This window comes from Methylobacterium phyllosphaerae (genome assembly GCF_001936175.1).
Taxonomy (GTDB): domain Bacteria; phylum Pseudomonadota; class Alphaproteobacteria; order Rhizobiales; family Beijerinckiaceae; genus Methylobacterium; species Methylobacterium fujisawaense.
In genome coordinates, this window is sequence record NZ_CP015367.1 from 3,002,720 (window position 1) to 3,017,195 (window position 14,476).

13 protein-coding genes are annotated in these 14,476 nt (G+C 71.4%); 8 read left to right on the forward strand and 5 right to left on the reverse strand.

Features of this window, described 5'->3' with window-relative positions:
- Nucleotides 1-142 precede the first annotated feature (142 nt).
- The 3 genes from MCBMB27_RS13585 (at nt 143) to eutC (ending at nt 3,173) form a co-directional block, all read left to right on the forward strand.
- Nucleotides 143-847: a L,D-transpeptidase gene (locus tag MCBMB27_RS13585; RefSeq protein WP_043385757.1), complete on the forward strand. Its 705-nt coding sequence runs from the start codon at nt 143-145 to the stop codon at nt 845-847.
- A gap of 140 nt (nt 848-987) precedes the next feature.
- Entirely contained in the window at nt 988-2,391 is a 1,404-nt protein-coding gene (locus MCBMB27_RS13590; protein WP_075380674.1) for an ethanolamine ammonia-lyase subunit EutB, read from the forward strand.
- Nucleotides 2,388-3,173 (forward strand): ethanolamine ammonia-lyase subunit EutC, encoded by a 786-nt coding sequence (gene eutC, locus MCBMB27_RS13595; RefSeq protein WP_075380675.1) that lies wholly within the window; start codon nt 2,388-2,390, stop codon nt 3,171-3,173. The genes MCBMB27_RS13590 and eutC overlap by 4 nt, the downstream gene beginning before the upstream one ends.
- Before the next feature lie 24 nt (nt 3,174-3,197).
- Here eutC and MCBMB27_RS13600 read toward each other — a convergent pair whose 3' ends face one another.
- Nucleotides 3,198-4,154, reverse strand: coding sequence for a GlxA family transcriptional regulator (locus tag MCBMB27_RS13600; protein WP_075380676.1), 957 nt, complete (start codon nt 4,152-4,154; stop codon nt 3,198-3,200).
- A gap of 203 nt (nt 4,155-4,357) precedes the next feature.
- Between MCBMB27_RS13600 and solA the strand changes: the two genes are divergently transcribed.
- The 5 genes from solA (at nt 4,358) to MCBMB27_RS13625 (ending at nt 8,854) form a co-directional block, all read left to right on the forward strand.
- The gene (gene solA, locus MCBMB27_RS13605; RefSeq protein ID WP_075380677.1) at nt 4,358-5,521 is read left to right on the forward strand and encodes an N-methyl-L-tryptophan oxidase; all 1,164 of its coding nucleotides are present in this window, start codon (nt 4,358-4,360) and stop codon (nt 5,519-5,521) included.
- 71 nt (nt 5,522-5,592) lie between these two features.
- Nucleotides 5,593-6,435 (forward strand): transporter substrate-binding domain-containing protein, encoded by an 843-nt coding sequence (locus tag MCBMB27_RS13610; RefSeq protein WP_075380678.1) that lies wholly within the window; start codon nt 5,593-5,595, stop codon nt 6,433-6,435.
- A 37-nt stretch (nt 6,436-6,472) separates the two neighbouring features.
- A complete protein-coding gene (locus MCBMB27_RS13615; protein WP_053611262.1) occupies nt 6,473-7,222 on the forward strand; it encodes an amino acid ABC transporter permease in 750 nt (249 codons plus the stop codon).
- Nucleotides 7,219-8,070: an amino acid ABC transporter permease gene (locus MCBMB27_RS13620; RefSeq protein ID WP_043389208.1), complete on the forward strand. Its 852-nt coding sequence runs from the start codon at nt 7,219-7,221 to the stop codon at nt 8,068-8,070. Before MCBMB27_RS13615 ends, MCBMB27_RS13620 begins: the two co-directional genes overlap by 4 nt.
- A 4-nt stretch (nt 8,071-8,074) precedes the next feature.
- A complete protein-coding gene (locus MCBMB27_RS13625) occupies nt 8,075-8,854 on the forward strand; it encodes an amino acid ABC transporter ATP-binding protein (RefSeq protein ID WP_043348798.1) in 780 nt (259 codons plus the stop codon).
- 27 nt (nt 8,855-8,881) lie between these two features.
- On the opposite strand, the gene MCBMB27_RS13630 is transcribed toward MCBMB27_RS13625, so the two are convergent.
- From MCBMB27_RS13630 to MCBMB27_RS13645, 4 genes are read right to left on the reverse strand one after another with little or no spacing between them, the layout of a single operon-like run.
- Nucleotides 8,882-9,772 carry a polysaccharide deacetylase family protein gene (locus MCBMB27_RS13630; RefSeq protein WP_075380679.1) on the reverse strand — a complete coding sequence of 297 codons (891 nt, stop codon included), beginning with the start codon at nt 9,770-9,772 and terminating at the stop codon, nt 8,882-8,884.
- 12 nt (nt 9,773-9,784) lie between these two features.
- A complete protein-coding gene (locus tag MCBMB27_RS13635; RefSeq protein WP_075380680.1) occupies nt 9,785-12,253 on the reverse strand; it encodes a branched-chain amino acid ABC transporter ATP-binding protein/permease in 2,469 nt (822 codons plus the stop codon).
- A 4-nt stretch (nt 12,254-12,257) separates the two neighbouring features.
- Nucleotides 12,258-13,127 (reverse strand): branched-chain amino acid ABC transporter permease, encoded by an 870-nt coding sequence (locus tag MCBMB27_RS13640; RefSeq protein WP_075380681.1) that lies wholly within the window; start codon nt 13,125-13,127, stop codon nt 12,258-12,260.
- A gap of 8 nt (nt 13,128-13,135) precedes the next feature.
- Nucleotides 13,136-14,317: an ABC transporter substrate-binding protein gene (locus MCBMB27_RS13645; RefSeq protein ID WP_075380682.1), complete on the reverse strand. Its 1,182-nt coding sequence runs from the start codon at nt 14,315-14,317 to the stop codon at nt 13,136-13,138.
- Nucleotides 14,318-14,476 lie beyond the last annotated feature (159 nt).

Genomic DNA, 14,476 nt, shown 5'->3' on the forward strand with positions numbered 1-14,476 from the left:
CGACGCAATTCGCCTGCTCTCGGCTCTGTAGAGACAAGCTTGCCAGGCGCGCTGGCACGCGGCACTCTCAAGCTTGGCCTTTCGCGCGACGGAGGCACGTTGCGCGGTCGCGCCGGGCTGCAGGACAGGGAAGTCCAGGGCGATGATGACGGACGATCGCATGGCCGGCGGGCTCGACGAGCGCGGGCGCCCCGGACCCGACGCGGGGCTTCTCAGCCGCCGGTCGTTCCTGGCCGGCTCGGCTCTCGGGATCGGCGCCCTCTCGCTCGGCGGGTGCGGGACGACCGACACCCTGCTCATGGCCGAGGCGGCGAAGACCTACGGGCCGATGCCGAACGAGAAATTCCCGATCCCGGCGGTCGACATCAGCAAGGTCAACCCGAAATACTATCGGCGGACCGTCCAGTACGCCTCGTCGGAGGCGCCCGGCACGATCGTCGTCGATCCCGCCAACTATTACGTCTACCGCATCGAGGGCGACGGCGCTGCCACGCGCTACGGCGCCAATGTCGGCCGTCAGGGCTTCCTGTGGAACGGCAACGCGTATGTCGGTCGCAAGTCCGAATGGGCGACCTGGACCCCGCCCAAGGAGATGATCCGGCGCCAGCCCGAGGCGGCGAAATACGCCCGCGGCATGCCCGGCGGACTCGACAACCCGCTCGGCGCCCGCACGCTCCATCTCTACCAGAACGGCGCCTATACGCTCTACACGATCTACGCCAGCAGCGACGCCGAATCGATCGGCACGGGCATCACCAGCGGCTGCGTCGGCCTGCTCAGCCAGGACATGATCCACCTCTACGCGCAGACGCCCGTCAAGACGAAGGTGGTCGTGCTCCCGGCCTGAGGGCGGGCATCCGCCGCGCGCGATCCCGGACGGAACGCGTCAGTTTCGCCGATGGCGGTGCCGTTCGCGCTCCCCGGCGGCCTCGACATCCTGCAGGATCGGGTTCCCTGACGTCCGACAGCGCGCCGGGAGCGCCCGCCATGGCCTACGCGACGACAATCGAAGGCACACGCTTCACCTTCCCCGACCTGCGCCGCCTGCTCGCCAAGGCGACGCCGGAGCGGTCGGGCGATCAGCTCGCCGGCCTCTGCGCCGACGGGCCGGTCGAGCGCCTGGCCGCGCAGATCGCGCTGGCGGACCTGCCGCTGAAGACCTTCCTGGCCGAGGAGCTGATCCCCTCGGAGGAGGACGAGGTCTCCGACCTGATCGCCCGCCGGCACGACGCGGCGGCCTTCGCGCCGGTCTCGTCCCTCACGGTCGGCGCCTTCCGCGAGTGGCTGCTCTCCCCCGCCGCCGACGCGCGGGCGCTCGCCGCCCTCGCGCCCGGCCTCACCCCCGAGATGGTCGCGGCGGTCTCGAAGATCTGCCGGCTGCAGGACCTCGTCGCGGTGGCCGCCAAGCGGCCGGTCGTGACGCGCTTCCGCTCCACGATCGGCCTGCCCGGACGCCTCGCCACCCGCAACCAGCCGAACCATCCGACCGATTCGTCCGAGGGCATCCTGATCTCGGCCCTCGACGGCCTGCTGATGGGCTCGGGCGACGCGGTCATCGGGGTGAACCCGGCCACCGATTCCCTGCCGGACTACATCCGCATCGTCGAGCTTCTGGAGACCCTGCGGCTGCGCCTCGACGTGCCGACCCAGCATTGCTGCCTCGGCCACGTCACCGTGGCGATCGAGGCCATTGCGAAAGGCGCGCCCGTCGATCTCGTGTTCCAGTCGGTGGCGGGCTCGCAGAAGGCCAATGCCGGCTTCGGCGTCGACCTCGCCGTCCTGCGCGAGGCCTCGGAGGCGGCGCGGGCGTTGGGCCGCTGCCCGGCGGGCGGTCAGGTCATGTATTTCGAGACCGGCCAGGGCTCGGCCCTCTCGGCCGACGCCCATTGGGGCGTCGACCAGCAGACCATGGAGGCGCGCGCCTACGCGGTGGCGCGCGAGTTCGACCCGCTCCTCGTCAACACGGTCGTGGGCTTCATCGGCCCCGAATACCTGTACAACGGCAAGCAGATCATCCGGGCCGGGCTGGAGGACCATTTCTGCGGCAAGCTGCTCGGCCTGCCGATGGGCGTGGACGTCTGCTACACCAACCATGCCGATGCCGACGGCGAGGACATGGACGCGCTCCTGACCCTGCTCTGCGCGGCCGGCGTCAACTTCGTCATCACCGTGCCGGGGGCGGACGACGTGATGCTGAACTACCAGTCGCTGTCCCACCACGACGCGGTCTTCGCCCGCGAGACCCTGGGCCGTCCGCCGGCCCCGGAATTCGAGGCGTGGCTGCGCGACGTGCGCATCACGGACGCGCAGGGCCGGCTCACCAGCGCCACGGGTGAGTTGCCCCCGGCCCTCGCCGCGGCCACCCGGCTCCTGCCCGGGCGGGCCGCGTGAGCGAGCCGGCCAAGCCGGCCCACGCGGGCACCCCGACGCTGCGCGATCTGCGCGGGCTGACCCAGGCCCGCATCGCCCTGGGCGCGCACGGCGCCGGCCTTCCCACCGGCGCGGCGCTCGCCTTCGGCCTCGACCATGCCCGCGCCCGCGAGGCGGTCTGGACGCCCCTCGACGCGGCCGCGATCGGCGCAGCGCTGCGGGCCCAGGGCCTGGAGTCGGTCGAGGTCCGCTCCGCCGTGTCCGACCGGACGGAGTACCTGCGCCGGCCGGACCGGGGCCGCAGCCTCGCTCCGGAATCCGCCACGGTGCTCGACGGGCACGGGCCGGGCTTCGACGTCGCCATCGTGATCGCGGACGGGCTCTCGGCGACGGCGGTCGCGCTGAACGCGGTCCCCGCCGCCGCCGCGCTCGCGGCGCGGGTGCGCCGGGCGGGCTGGAGCCTCGCCCCGGTGGTCGTCGCGAGCCAGGGGCGGGTGGCGATCGGCGATCCCATCGGGGCGCGGCTGGGGGCGCGCTGCGTCGTGGTGCTGATCGGGGAGCGGCCGGGCCTGTCGGCCTCGGACAGCCTCGGCTGCTACGTGACGTTCGGCCCGGAGCCGGGGCTGGCCGATTCCCGGCGCAACTGCATCTCGAACATCCGGGAGGGCGGCCTTTCGGTCGAGGCGGCCGCCGGGCAGATGGAGGCGCTGCTGCGGGCGATGCTGGCCCAGGGCACCAGCGGCGTCGCGCTGCGCCGGGAGGATCCCGCCGAGCCGAAGGCTCTCCCGGACGCGCGGGACTGACCGCTCGGATTGCCCGAACGGTCGTCACGCTCGCTCCGCGGACGGGCTGCAGCCGAACTGGGACCGGTAGCAGCGGGCGAAATGGGCCGCGCTCGCGAAGCCGCAGGCGGTCGCGATCTCACCGATCCGGAGCGGGCTCTGGCGCAGCAGACGCCGTCCATGGGCGAGGCGGATGGCCCTGTACTGGGCCGAGAAGCTCAACCCGAGCTTCTCGAGGAACAGCCGGTCGAGGTGGCGTGGGCTGATGGACGCGAGGCGCGCCATGGCGAGGCAGCCGAGCGGCGCCTCCACCGTTTTCTCCATCGTCTCCAGCACCGTCAGCAGGGCCGGATGGTGAATTCCATAGCGCTCGACCGCGGAGGCCCGCTGCGGGTCGTCGGCGGCGCCGATGGCGGTGTGGAGGAACCAGTCGGAGACGCGGCGGGCGAAGGCCTCACCCATGCGCTCGGCGATCAGGGCGTGGGCCATCTCCAGGGGCGCGACGCCGCCGCCGCAGGTCAGGCGATCGCCGTCGGCGACGTAGCGTGCCCGGTTCAGGCGCGCGTCGGGGAAGGTCTCGACCGTGGCGCCGGCATATTCCCAGTGCAGCGTGAACGCGCGATCGGCCAGCAGGCCCGCCGCAGCCATCAGGTAGGGACCGCCCGAGATGCCGCCGATGCGCACGCCGAGCCGAGCCATCCGCCGCAGGGTCGCGTGGATCTCGGGCCTGTCCCACCCGGTCGGCTCGCCGCCCGCGCAGACGAAGAGGGTATGGAGATGGCCGCGCTGGCGCGGCAGCGCCTCGGTGGGGACCTCCGCGCCCGACGAGGCGGCGACCCGGCCCTCCGCCTCGCCGAAGTAGCGCAGCCGGTAGAGCGGCCGCCCGGCGAGATCGTTGGCCGCGCGGAACGGCTCGCAGCCCGAGGCGAAGGACATCAGCGCGAAGCCAGGCACGAGGATGAAGCCGATCTCCTGCGGTGAATCCGCGGTCTCTACAGCCATTCCGCTAGCGCTCTCCGGCCTCACACGGCTCAGCCGTGCAAGAAACCGTCGGTCCTGGTCAAACGCGATGCTTGGCATCCATCATCCTGTGTGTCGTCTTCCCGTGCCACGCGAGACCGCCTCCGGATGCCTCGACCTGCCGACTTGCCCCCGTTCCGCGCTGCGGCGGCGTCCCGTCCCGGCAGCCTGCGGGAGTGCCGGCCGTGAGCCGCCGCTACGACGTCGCCGTTCTGGGACTCGGCGCGATGGGCAGCGCCGCGCTCTACCAGCTGGCGAAGCGGGGCGCCGCGGTCATCGGGCTCGACCGCTTCGCGCCGCCCCACGCGCTCGGGTCCAGCCACGGCGAGACGCGGATCACCCGGCAGGCGGTCGGTGAGGGCGCCGACTACGTTCCCTTCGTCACCGCCTCGCACCGCATCTGGCGCGAGCTGGAGGCCGAGACCGGCGAGACCCTGCTGAACGCCTGCGGCGCCCTCGTCATGGCACCCGGCCACGGCACTTCGTCCCATCACGGGAAGCCGGATTTCGTCGGACGCTCGATCAGCGCGGCACAGGGGGCCGGCATCGCCCACGAGGTGCTCGACGGTGCGGCGGTGGCCCGCCGGTTCCCGCAATTCCTCAACCTCGCGGGCGACGAGAAGGCTTATTACGAGCCGGGCGGCGGCTACGTGTTCCCGGAGCGCTGCCTCGCGGCGCAGCTCGGCCGCGCGGGGGCCGCGGGCGCCGAGATCCGCACGAACTGCGCGGTGGTCGGGCTGCAGCAGGACGGGAGCGGCGTCCGTATCGACACCGCGGAGGGGACCATCCTGGCCGACCGCGCCGTCGTGGCTGCGGGCGCCTGGACGGCCCCGCTGCTCGGGAGCCCATTCGACCGGCTCCTGACCGTCCGCCGTCAGCTCCTGCATTGGTACGCGCTGGCGGACGAGACCGCCTACGGGCCGCATTCGCCGGTCTTCATCTGGATGTACGGGACGGGCGACACCGAATACCTCTACGGCTTCCCGCCGCTCGACGGGTCCATCAAGGTCGCCACGGAGCAGTACGACACCATTACCAGTGCAGACGGGGTGGAGCGCCGCGTCGACTTGTCCGAATCCGCCGAGATGTACCGGCTGCGCGTCGCGAACCGGGTGGCCGGCGCGACCCCGGAGGTCGTCCAGGCCGCGGCCTGCGTCTACACGGTGACCCCCGACCGCGGCTTCATCATCGACCGGCATCCCGCGATGGACCGGGTCACGGTGGTCTCCGCCTGTTCGGGGCACGGCTTCAAGCACTCGGCCGGCATCGGCGAGGCCGTCGCGGCAGAACTGGCCGGGACCGGCGGCACAGTCGATCTCACGCCCTTCGCCTTGGCACGTTTCAGTTGATGCGCCGGCTAATGGCTCGTGGATTGCTAGAAACCATGCCAAGATCGGTTGACCCGAGCAGGAAAGATCCGATGCGCCTCACGATCCGCACCCTTCTGACGACCGGTGCGCTGGCCGCGCTCGCGGCGTTCTCGGCCGTCGCGCTGCCCGGCCGGGCCACGGCCGCCGACGGCGTCGACGCGATCAAGAAGCGCGGGACGCTGATCGTCGGCGTGAAGGCGGATTACAAGCCGTTCGGCTTCCGCGACCCGAGCGGGACGATCATCGGCCTCGAGCCCGACCTCGCCGCCGACCTCGCCAAGCGCCTGGGCGTGAAGCTCGAACTCGTGCCGGTCGTCTCGGCCAACCGGATCGAGTTCCTGCAGCAGGGCAAGGTCGATCTGCTGATCGCCACCCTGTCGGACAAGCCGGAGCGCCGCCGCGTCGTCCAGGCGATCGACCCGAACTACTATTCCGACTTCGTGAACGTCCTACTGCCCAAGTCGTCCGGGATCACCGACTGGGCGCAGCTCAAGGGCAAGCCGGTCTGCGCCACCTCGGGGGCTTGGTACAACAAGGACGTCGCGCGGACCTACGGGGCGGAGATCGTCGCCTTCGACGGATCCGAGAAGCCGCTCTTCGCGCTCAAGCAGGGCAACTGCATCGGCTACCTTTACGACCAGAGCATGCTGCAGGGTAAACTGCTCGACGACGACTGGAAGGCCAACTACGCGCTGCCGCTCAAGGGCATCCTCGACGCCCCGTGGATGATGGCGGTGGCGCAGGGCAACACCACGCTCCAGGCCGCGGTCGAGGACGCCACCAAGGACTGGATGAAGACCGGCTTCATCGTCAACGAGGAGAAGAAGTGGGGCATCGAGCCGACCGCTTACTCGAAGGCGATGTACGAGAAGTACAAGAACGCGACCAACTGATGCGCGCCTGCACGACGAAGCCGGGCGTTCACCCGCGATGATCGCCACGATCCAGGCGTGGTTCCAGCAGCTCTACGAGACCACGGGCTTCAACTTCACAATCTTCTACGATCCCTACGACTGGGACCGGTACGTGGCCGGCCTGCGGATGACGCTGCTCCTCGGGATCAGCACCATCCTGGCGAGCCTCGTCATCGGCGCCGTCGGGGCGCTCCTGCAGAGCGGGCCGTCGCGCGTCCTGCGGGCGCTGGTCAACGGCTTCGTGGTGGTGTTCCGCAACACGCCGCCGCTCGTGCAGATCTTCTTCTTCTACTTCGGCCTCGGGACGCTGCTCCCGGACATCCGCTCGGCCGACGGCCTGCGCGCGCCGATCCTCAACAACGTCCAGTGGGCGATCATCTCGCTGTCGCTGTTCGCGGGCGCGTTCAACGTCGAGATCTTCCGCTCCGGCATCGAGGCCGTGCCCCGGACCACGATCGAGGCCGCCGAGGCCCTGGGCTATACCCGCTTCAAGGCCTACCGGTACGTCGTCCTGCCGCTGGCCCTGCGCGTGTGCCTGCCGGCCCTGAACAACAACCTCATCAACCTCCTGAAGACCACCACGTTGGCCTACGCCATCGCGGTCCCGGAGACCCTGTACGCGGTCAAGCAGATCTGGTCCGAGTCGCAGAACGTCCTGGAGATGATGCTGGTGCTGCTGGCGACCTACGCGGTCCTCGTCGGCGTGCTCGTCTGGATCATGCACCGCTGGGAGCGCGCCCTGCGCATCCCGGGATACGGCCGATGAGCGCCCCAGATTCGCAGGGCCGGCGACCGGGGGACCTGCCGGTCCTCCTGCCGTTCGCGCTCCCGAAGGACCGCGCAGCGTCGCGCCTGCGCCCGGCCCATCTCTGGCTGCTCGCCGGGCTCGCCCTCGTCGCCGTCCCGGCCTGGGCGCAGGGCGGGGCCGCCGCGCTGTCGCCGCTGGAGGTCGTGATCAAGTGGGCGCCGCTCCTGCTCACGGGCTTCGCCTTTAACGTGGCGATCTCGCTAATGGCGATGGCGATCGGCACGGTGGCGGGCATCGGGCTCGGGCTGGCCATGCTGGCGGAGGGGCGGATCCTGCCCCGCCTCGCGTGGTGCGCCACGCAGGTCTTCCGCAACGTGCCCTGGCTGGTGCTGCTGTTCTTCGTGATGTTCCTCGTGCCGTTCCAGATCACGGTGTTCGGCCTCCGCGTGCCGCTGCCCGACTGGGTGAAGGCGACCTTCGGCTTCAGCCTGCCGGTCATGGCCAACGTCGCCGAGATCGTCCGCGGCGCGGTGCGCTCGGTGCCGAACACCCAGTGGGAGGCCGCCGAGTCGCTGGCCTTCACCCGTCGGCAGACGATGTGGCGCATCATCCTACCCCAGTGCGCAAAGCGGATGCTGCCGCCCTGGATGAACGTCTATTCGCTGATCGCGATGGCGACGGTGCAGGCGTCGATCGTCGGCGTCACCGAGATGCTGACGCTGACCGCACAGGTGCACGCCGCCGAGGGCGGCCGCCCCGAGCTGTTCGCCCCGCTCTACGGCTTCGCCCTGCTCTGCTTCTTCCTCTACTGCTACCCGATCGACCGGTTCACCGCCGCCCTGGAACGCCGCTTCGAGACCCGTTGAAACCATGACGCGCGCGACCCTGGCCGAAACCCCGTCCCCGAATTGGACGCCCGATCAGCCGATCGTCCGCATCGCCGACGTGCACAAGTCCTTCGGGACGTTCGAGGTGCTGAAGGGGATCAGCTTCGACGTCCGCAAGGGCGAGGTCGTCTGCATCATCGGCCCCTCGGGCTCGGGCAAGTCGACGCTGATCCGCTGCATCAACGCGCTGGTGCCGGTCACCGCGGGCTCGATCGAGGTCGAGGGGATCGACGTCACCGATCCGCGGCTCGACAAGCTGGCGCTGCGCCGCAAGGTCGGCATGGTGTTCCAGCAATACAACCTGTTCCCGCACAAGACCGCGCTGCAGAACGTGATGATGGCTCCCATCCACGTCCTCGGTCAGGAGAAGCGCGAGGTCGAGGCGCGGGCGCGGGCGCTCCTCGCCAAGGTCCGGCTGGCCGGCAAGGAGAACGCCTATCCCGGCGAGCTGTCCGGCGGCCAGCAGCAGCGCGTGGCCATCGCCCGCTCGCTGGCGATGCGGCCGGACGTGATGCTGTTCGACGAGGTCACCGCCGCCCTCGATCCGGAGACGGTCAAAGAGGTGCTGGTGACGATCCGGGAACTCGCCGAGGAGGGCATGACCTGCATGCTCGTCACGCACGAGATGAACTTCGCCCGCGACGTCGCCGACCACATCTACTTCACCGACCGCGGCGTCATCGTCGAGCACGGCCCGCCCGCGACCTTCTTCGCCTCCGCCCAGGACGAGCGCACGCGCCGGTTCCTTTCGCAGGTGCTCTGAGGCCCTCCGGTCCGGACTGGGACCGCGTCAGCGCGGCCCGGCCTCCTGCGCGACGATGTGGTCGGCGATCGCCCCGGCGGTGGTGAGCCAGATGTCGCCGCGGTGGTCGGCGATGTGCTGGAGCGCCCGCCGCAGGGGCCGCAGCCGGTGCGGTCGTCCGACGATGTAGGGGTGGAGCGCGATGCCCATGACGAGGGGCGCACGCCGGGACTGCTCCAACATCTCGTCGAAGGCGTCGACGATGGCGTCCGCGAACTGGCGACCCGTCTCCTTGCGGGCGACGATGGCGGGGACGTCGTTGAGTTCCTGCGGGTACGGCACCGTCAGGATCCGGCCGCCGTTGCGGGTCGCGAACCAGGTCGGCTGATCGTCGTGGTCCCAGTCCAGCAGGTAGCGGTAGCCGGACTCGGCGAGCAGGTCGGGCGTCACCCGCGACTGCGAGATCCAGGGGCCGAGCCAGCCGGAAGGCGGGCGGCCTTCCTGCGCGGCGATCACCGCCGTCGTCTCGGCGATCAGGGCCCGCTCGGCGGCCTCGTCGAGGGTGCCCTGCCGCTCCGCGTTGGTCCGCCCGTGGCCGACGATCTCGTCGCCGCGGGCGCGGAACGCCTCGATCAGCCCGGGGCAGTCCCGGTAGAGGTTGCTGTTGACCAGCACGCTCGCGGGCATCGCCAGGGCGTCCAGCATCTCGGCGATCCGCCACGCGCCGACCCGGTTGCCCCAGTCGCGCCACGCGTAGTTGAGCACGTCCGGCTGCGGGCCGCCCGGCGCCAGCTCGGCGCCCAGGCCCTGGCCGAACGCGAAAGTCTCCAGGTTCAGCCCGACATAGACGGCGAGGCGCTTGCCCTCGGGCCAGTCGTAGACCGGCCGGTCCGGGAGCGCGCTGTAGCTGTAGCGGCCGTGGCCCGCATTCGTGTCCATGTGGAGACCCTGTTACGCCGCACCGAGATAGGCCGCTTCCAGCCCCTTGTCCGCCGACAGTGCCGCGGCGGTTCCGCGCGCGACCACCCGGCCCTGCTCCAGCACGTAGCCGCGGTCGGCGACCGTGAGGGCGAGCGCCGCCATCTGGTCGACGATCAGGATGGTGACGCCCTCGTCGCGCAGCTCGGCCACGGTGGCGTAGAGGGCGTTGATCATCGCCGGGGCGAGGCCCAGCGACGGCTCGTCGAGGAGCAGGATGCGCGGATGCGCCATCAACCCGCGGGCGATGGCCAGCATCTGCTGCTCGCCGCCGGAGAGCAGGCCCGCCCGGCTCGCCGCCCGGTCCCGCAGCCGCGGGAACCGGTCGAGCAGGCGCTCGACCTCGGCCGGGTCGATCGGCGTCCCGCGTCCGAAGGCGCCGAGGCGGATGTTCTCGACGACGCTGAGCTCCGGGAAGACCTGTCGGCCCTCCGGCACCAGGCAGAGGCCGCTGCGGGCGATCCGGTGCGCGGGCAGCGCCTCGACGCGCCGGTCGTCGAACACGATCGATCCCGCCACCGGGCGCAGCAGTCCCGCGAGAGCCCGCATGGCCGTGGACTTGCCGGCGCCGTTGGCGCCCAGCAGGGCGACGGTCTCGCCCGGCCGCACGTCGAGATGGATGCCATCGAGGACGGGCGCGGCGCCGTAGCCGGCCGTCAGGTCGAGGACGGAGAGGACGGCATCCGCCGGCCCCTGCCACGGCGTGCTGCGCGGCCGGGCGGGCGTGTCGGCGCCGCCGAGATAGGCGCGCAGGACGGCCGGGTCGCGCCGGATCTCGGCGGGCGTGCCGCGTGCGATCGGGCGCCCGGCATCCATGACGAGGATGTGGTCGGAGATGCCCATCACCAGCGGCATGTCGTGCTCGACCAGGACGACCGCGACGCCGCTGTCGGCGATCCGGCGGATCAGGCCGGCCAGCCGGTCGGTGTCGGCCCGCGACAGGCCGGCGGCGGGCTCGTCGAGAAGCAGCACCGTGGGGCCGCCGGCGAGCGCCCGGGCGATCTCAACGAGCCGCCGGTCGACATGGGGCAATTCGGCGGCCAAGCGGTCGAGGGCGCCCCGGTAGCCGACGAACGCGAGGAGCGACGCGGCCGTCGCGCGGTCCTGCGCCTGCGCGCGGCGCCACAGCCGGCCCGGCGCGAAGCCGAGGGCGACGTTGTCCACCACCGGGAGCGAGCCGAACAGGCGCGTGGTCTGGTAGGTGCGCGCGATGCCGGCGCGGGCGACGACGTGGGCCGGCCGTCCGGCGAGGTCGCATCCGCCCAGCCGGATCGCCCCGGCGGTCGGGCGGTAGAAGCCTGAAATCATGTTCAGCACGGTGGTTTTGCCGGCCCCGTTCGGGCCGATCACGCTGGTGACCGCCGCCGGCTGGGCGGTGAGGTCGACCCCCTCCGCAGCCGTTATGCCGCCGAAGCGGATGCCGATGCCCTCGAGGACCAGGGGATCGCGCGCCGTCGTGCCGCGCAGCGACACCTCTTCGCTGTCCCCGGCGGCCGGCGCGTCGCGGCCGCGGGGCAGCAGTCGGGCAAGGCTGCCGACCAGCCCCGAGGGCACCAGCCAGAGCACCGCCAGGGTCGCGACCCCGAAGAACAGCAGGCGGTACTCGGCGAGGCCGGACAGCGCCTCCGGCAGCAGCACGGTGACGAGGGCGCCGAAGAGCGGGCCGAGCACCGTGCCGGCGCCCCCGACGATCACCGACAGGACGAACAGGATCGACTGCGAGAACGGGAACGAGCTCGGCGCGATGAACAGCATCAGCGGCGGCAGGACAGCGCCCGCGAGGCCGGTCAGGGCCGCGGAGATCGCGAAGGCCAGGGTCTTCACCCGGACCGGATCGAAGCCCAAAGCCGCCGCGGCGACGTCGGCGTCGCGCACGGCGCGCATCGCCCGGCCGAGGCGGCTGCGGGCGAGGAGGTCGAACCCGGCGAGACTCGCGCCGGCCGCGAGCACCGCCAGCACCGCGAGGCCGGCCGGCGAGAGCGGCTCGCCGAGGAGGCTCGGCGCATCGGTCACGACGAGGCCGTTCTGGCCGCCGGTCAGCTCGCCGCCCTCGATCAGGCCGTGCTCGACAATGAACCCGAAGGCGATCGTCAGCATAGCGAGGTAGGGGCCCTTCACCCGCATCGCCGGCACCGCCACGAGGCCGCCGACGAGCGCCGCGATCAGCGCCGCCGCCGGGAGCGCCAGCCAGAAACTGACGCCGTGGAGCGTCAGGATCGCGCTCGCGTAGGCGCCGATCGCGTAGAAGCCGGCATGGCCGAACGAGATCAGCCCGGTCAGGCCGAGGAGCACGTTGAGGCCGACCCCCGCCACCGTCGTCAGCGCCACGAGGGCGATCACGAAGTGGCTGTAGCCCGCGGTCAGCGCGACGAGGCCGAGCGCGGCGGCGGTGAGGCCGGCGATGCCGAGCCGCATCGCCGGAGCCGAGCGCAGGTACGGCATCGCGTCAGACCTTGTTGACCGCGGCGCGGCCGAGCAGGCCGTCGGGGCGCAGGGTGAGGGCCAGGATGATCACCGAGAACACCACGAGCTGCGTGTAGGTCGAGCCGAGGGTGGCGGTGACGCCGGCCTCGACGAGGCCGTAGAGCAGCCCCGCCAGGATCACCCCGGTGGCGGAGCCGATGCCGCCGAGGATCGCCACCGCGAAGGCCTTGATGCCGAACAGCGTGCCGAGCTCGGCCGAGACCGAGAAGAGCGGCGCGATCAGCAGGCCCGCGATGCCGGCCAGCACCGCCGAGAGCGCGAAGGCGCAGGCCACGGTGCGGCGCACGTCGATCCCCATCAGGCGGGCGGCGTCGGCGTTCTGCGCCACGGCGAGGAGGACGCGGCCGAGATCGGTCCGGCGGAACACCGTGCGGATCGCGAAGGCCAGGGCGATCCCGACCACCGGGATCACGAGCTGCAGCGGGTAGATGCCGGTCCCGAGGATCTCAACGGGCTTCGTCGCCAGCGGCGAGGGCAGGCTGCGCGGCTCCTTGCCGAAGGTGAACAGCGCGGTGTTGTCGAGGACGATGCCGCCCGCCACCGTCGCCAGGAGCCACGCATCCGAGCCGCGGGCCACGAACGGACGGACCAGCGCCCGCTCGACCACAAGGCCGAACAGGGCGCAGCCGGCGAGCGCCAGGACGATCGCGGCCGGCATCGGCCAGCCGAGGGTGACGCCCAGCGCGTAGGCCAGGACCGCGCCCAGGGTCACGACGCTGCCCTGCGCGAAGTTCACGGTCCCCGACACCGCGTAGGTCACGTGGAAGCCGAGCGCCACGAGCCCGTACATGCTGCCGAGGCCGAGGCCGCTGACGAGGATGGAGGTCAGCATCGCCGGGCTCAGTTGGTCACCGCGACGATCTCACCGTCCTTGAAGCGGGTGAACACGTAGTCGTTCGGGCCGAGTGCGTCGTGCTGGCCGGGGGCGAAGGGCTTGTCGTAGGTTTTGATCAGGCCCGGATAGGTGCCGATCTTGTAGAAGCCGTCGCGGACCTTCGGGCCCTCGGTGGAACCCGCGGCCTCGATGGCGAGCGCCAGCAGGTGCGTGGCGTCGTAGGCGTTGGCGATGCCGACGGCGGGGGTGACGTCGGCCATCGACTTGATCGCTGGGTACTTGGCCTTGAGCGCGTCCAGCACCGTATTCGCCTTCGGCGACGTGTTGCCCGCGAAGGTGAAGGTCTGGATGAAGTGGACCTTGCCGGCGCTCGGGCCGGCGAGCTCGTCGAAGCGGCCGCCTGCCGGCCCCCAATGCGAGACAACCGGCACCGACCATCCCATCCGGTCGAGGGACTTCACCACCTGGGCCGAGGGACCGACATTGCCGACGAGGAACAGCGCGTCGGCCCCGGCCTCCTTCAGCCGCGACAACTGGGGCACCATGTCGACGTCGTTGGCCTCGTACTTCTCGATGCCCGCCGCCGGGAGGTTGGCCGCCTGCAGGGCGTCCTTGAGGCCCTTCTGGTTCGACTCGCCCCAGGCGTTGTTGACGAGGATCATCCCGGGCTTCTTCGCCCCGTAGGTCTTCACCGCGTAGGCGACCAGCGCCTCGTCGACGAGGGCATCGACCGCCGAGACCCGGAAGGCGTAATTGTCGGCGGCACCGTTGCGGGTGATGCCGGTGCCGGCCGCCCAGGGGCCGATGAACGGCACCTTCATCTGGTTGGCGATGGGCACGATCGCCATCGAGACCGGCGTGTCGAGGCCGCCGACCACCGCGACGACGCCGACCCGCTGGATCAGCTCGCGGGTCGCCAGCACGCCCTTGGACGGGTTGGCCTCGTCGTCGCGGGCCACCAGCTCGAGCGGACGCCCGAGCACCCCGCCCTTGGCGTTGATCTCGTCGATGGCAAGCCCGATCCCGCGGGAGATCGCCTCGCCGGATTTCGCGGACTGGCCGCTCAGGGCGGTCACGAGGCCGATCTTGACGGTGTCGGCCGCCTGCGCGGTCGAGATCGCGAGGCCGAGCAGCGCGCTCGTCGTCACCGCGAAGCGGCGCAGGGTCGGGGGCAGGAAGGAGGCCATGGCGTGTCTCCGAGGGCGGGGCGCCCCAGAAGACCGCAACCTCCATGCCAGCGAGATTCCGGTGCTCGGCCGCTCCCGGCGCCGGATGCGTGCACCCTCGGAGGCATATTGTGCTCAATCACGTGTCAAAGTGCATACACTTCCTGCATGCACGGACCT

Excerpts from the sequence above, each read along its gene's own strand:
- MCBMB27_RS13610 (WP_075380678.1), top strand. The coding sequence starts at position 5,593 with ATGCGCCTCACGATCCGCACCCTTCTGACGACCGGTGCGCTGGCCGCG.
- MCBMB27_RS13590 (WP_075380674.1), top strand. The coding sequence starts at position 988 with ATGGCCTACGCGACGACAATCGAAGGCACACGCTTCACCTTCCCCGAC.
- MCBMB27_RS13585 (WP_043385757.1), top strand. The coding sequence starts at position 143 with ATGATGACGGACGATCGCATGGCCGGCGGGCTCGACGAGCGCGGGCGC.
- MCBMB27_RS13635 (WP_075380680.1), bottom strand. The coding sequence starts at position 12,253 with ATGCCGTACCTGCGCTCGGCTCCGGCGATGCGGCTCGGCATCGCCGGC.
- MCBMB27_RS13625 (WP_043348798.1), top strand. The coding sequence starts at position 8,075 with ATGACGCGCGCGACCCTGGCCGAAACCCCGTCCCCGAATTGGACGCCC.
- MCBMB27_RS13640 (WP_075380681.1), bottom strand. The coding sequence starts at position 13,127 with ATGCTGACCTCCATCCTCGTCAGCGGCCTCGGCCTCGGCAGCATGTAC.
- MCBMB27_RS13600 (WP_075380676.1), bottom strand. The coding sequence starts at position 4,154 with ATGGCTGTAGAGACCGCGGATTCACCGCAGGAGATCGGCTTCATCCTC.
- MCBMB27_RS13620 (WP_043389208.1), top strand. The coding sequence starts at position 7,219 with ATGAGCGCCCCAGATTCGCAGGGCCGGCGACCGGGGGACCTGCCGGTC.
- MCBMB27_RS13630 (WP_075380679.1), bottom strand. The coding sequence starts at position 9,772 with ATGGACACGAATGCGGGCCACGGCCGCTACAGCTACAGCGCGCTCCCG.
- MCBMB27_RS13645 (WP_075380682.1), bottom strand. The coding sequence starts at position 14,317 with ATGGCCTCCTTCCTGCCCCCGACCCTGCGCCGCTTCGCGGTGACGACG.
- MCBMB27_RS13615 (WP_053611262.1), top strand. The coding sequence starts at position 6,473 with ATGATCGCCACGATCCAGGCGTGGTTCCAGCAGCTCTACGAGACCACG.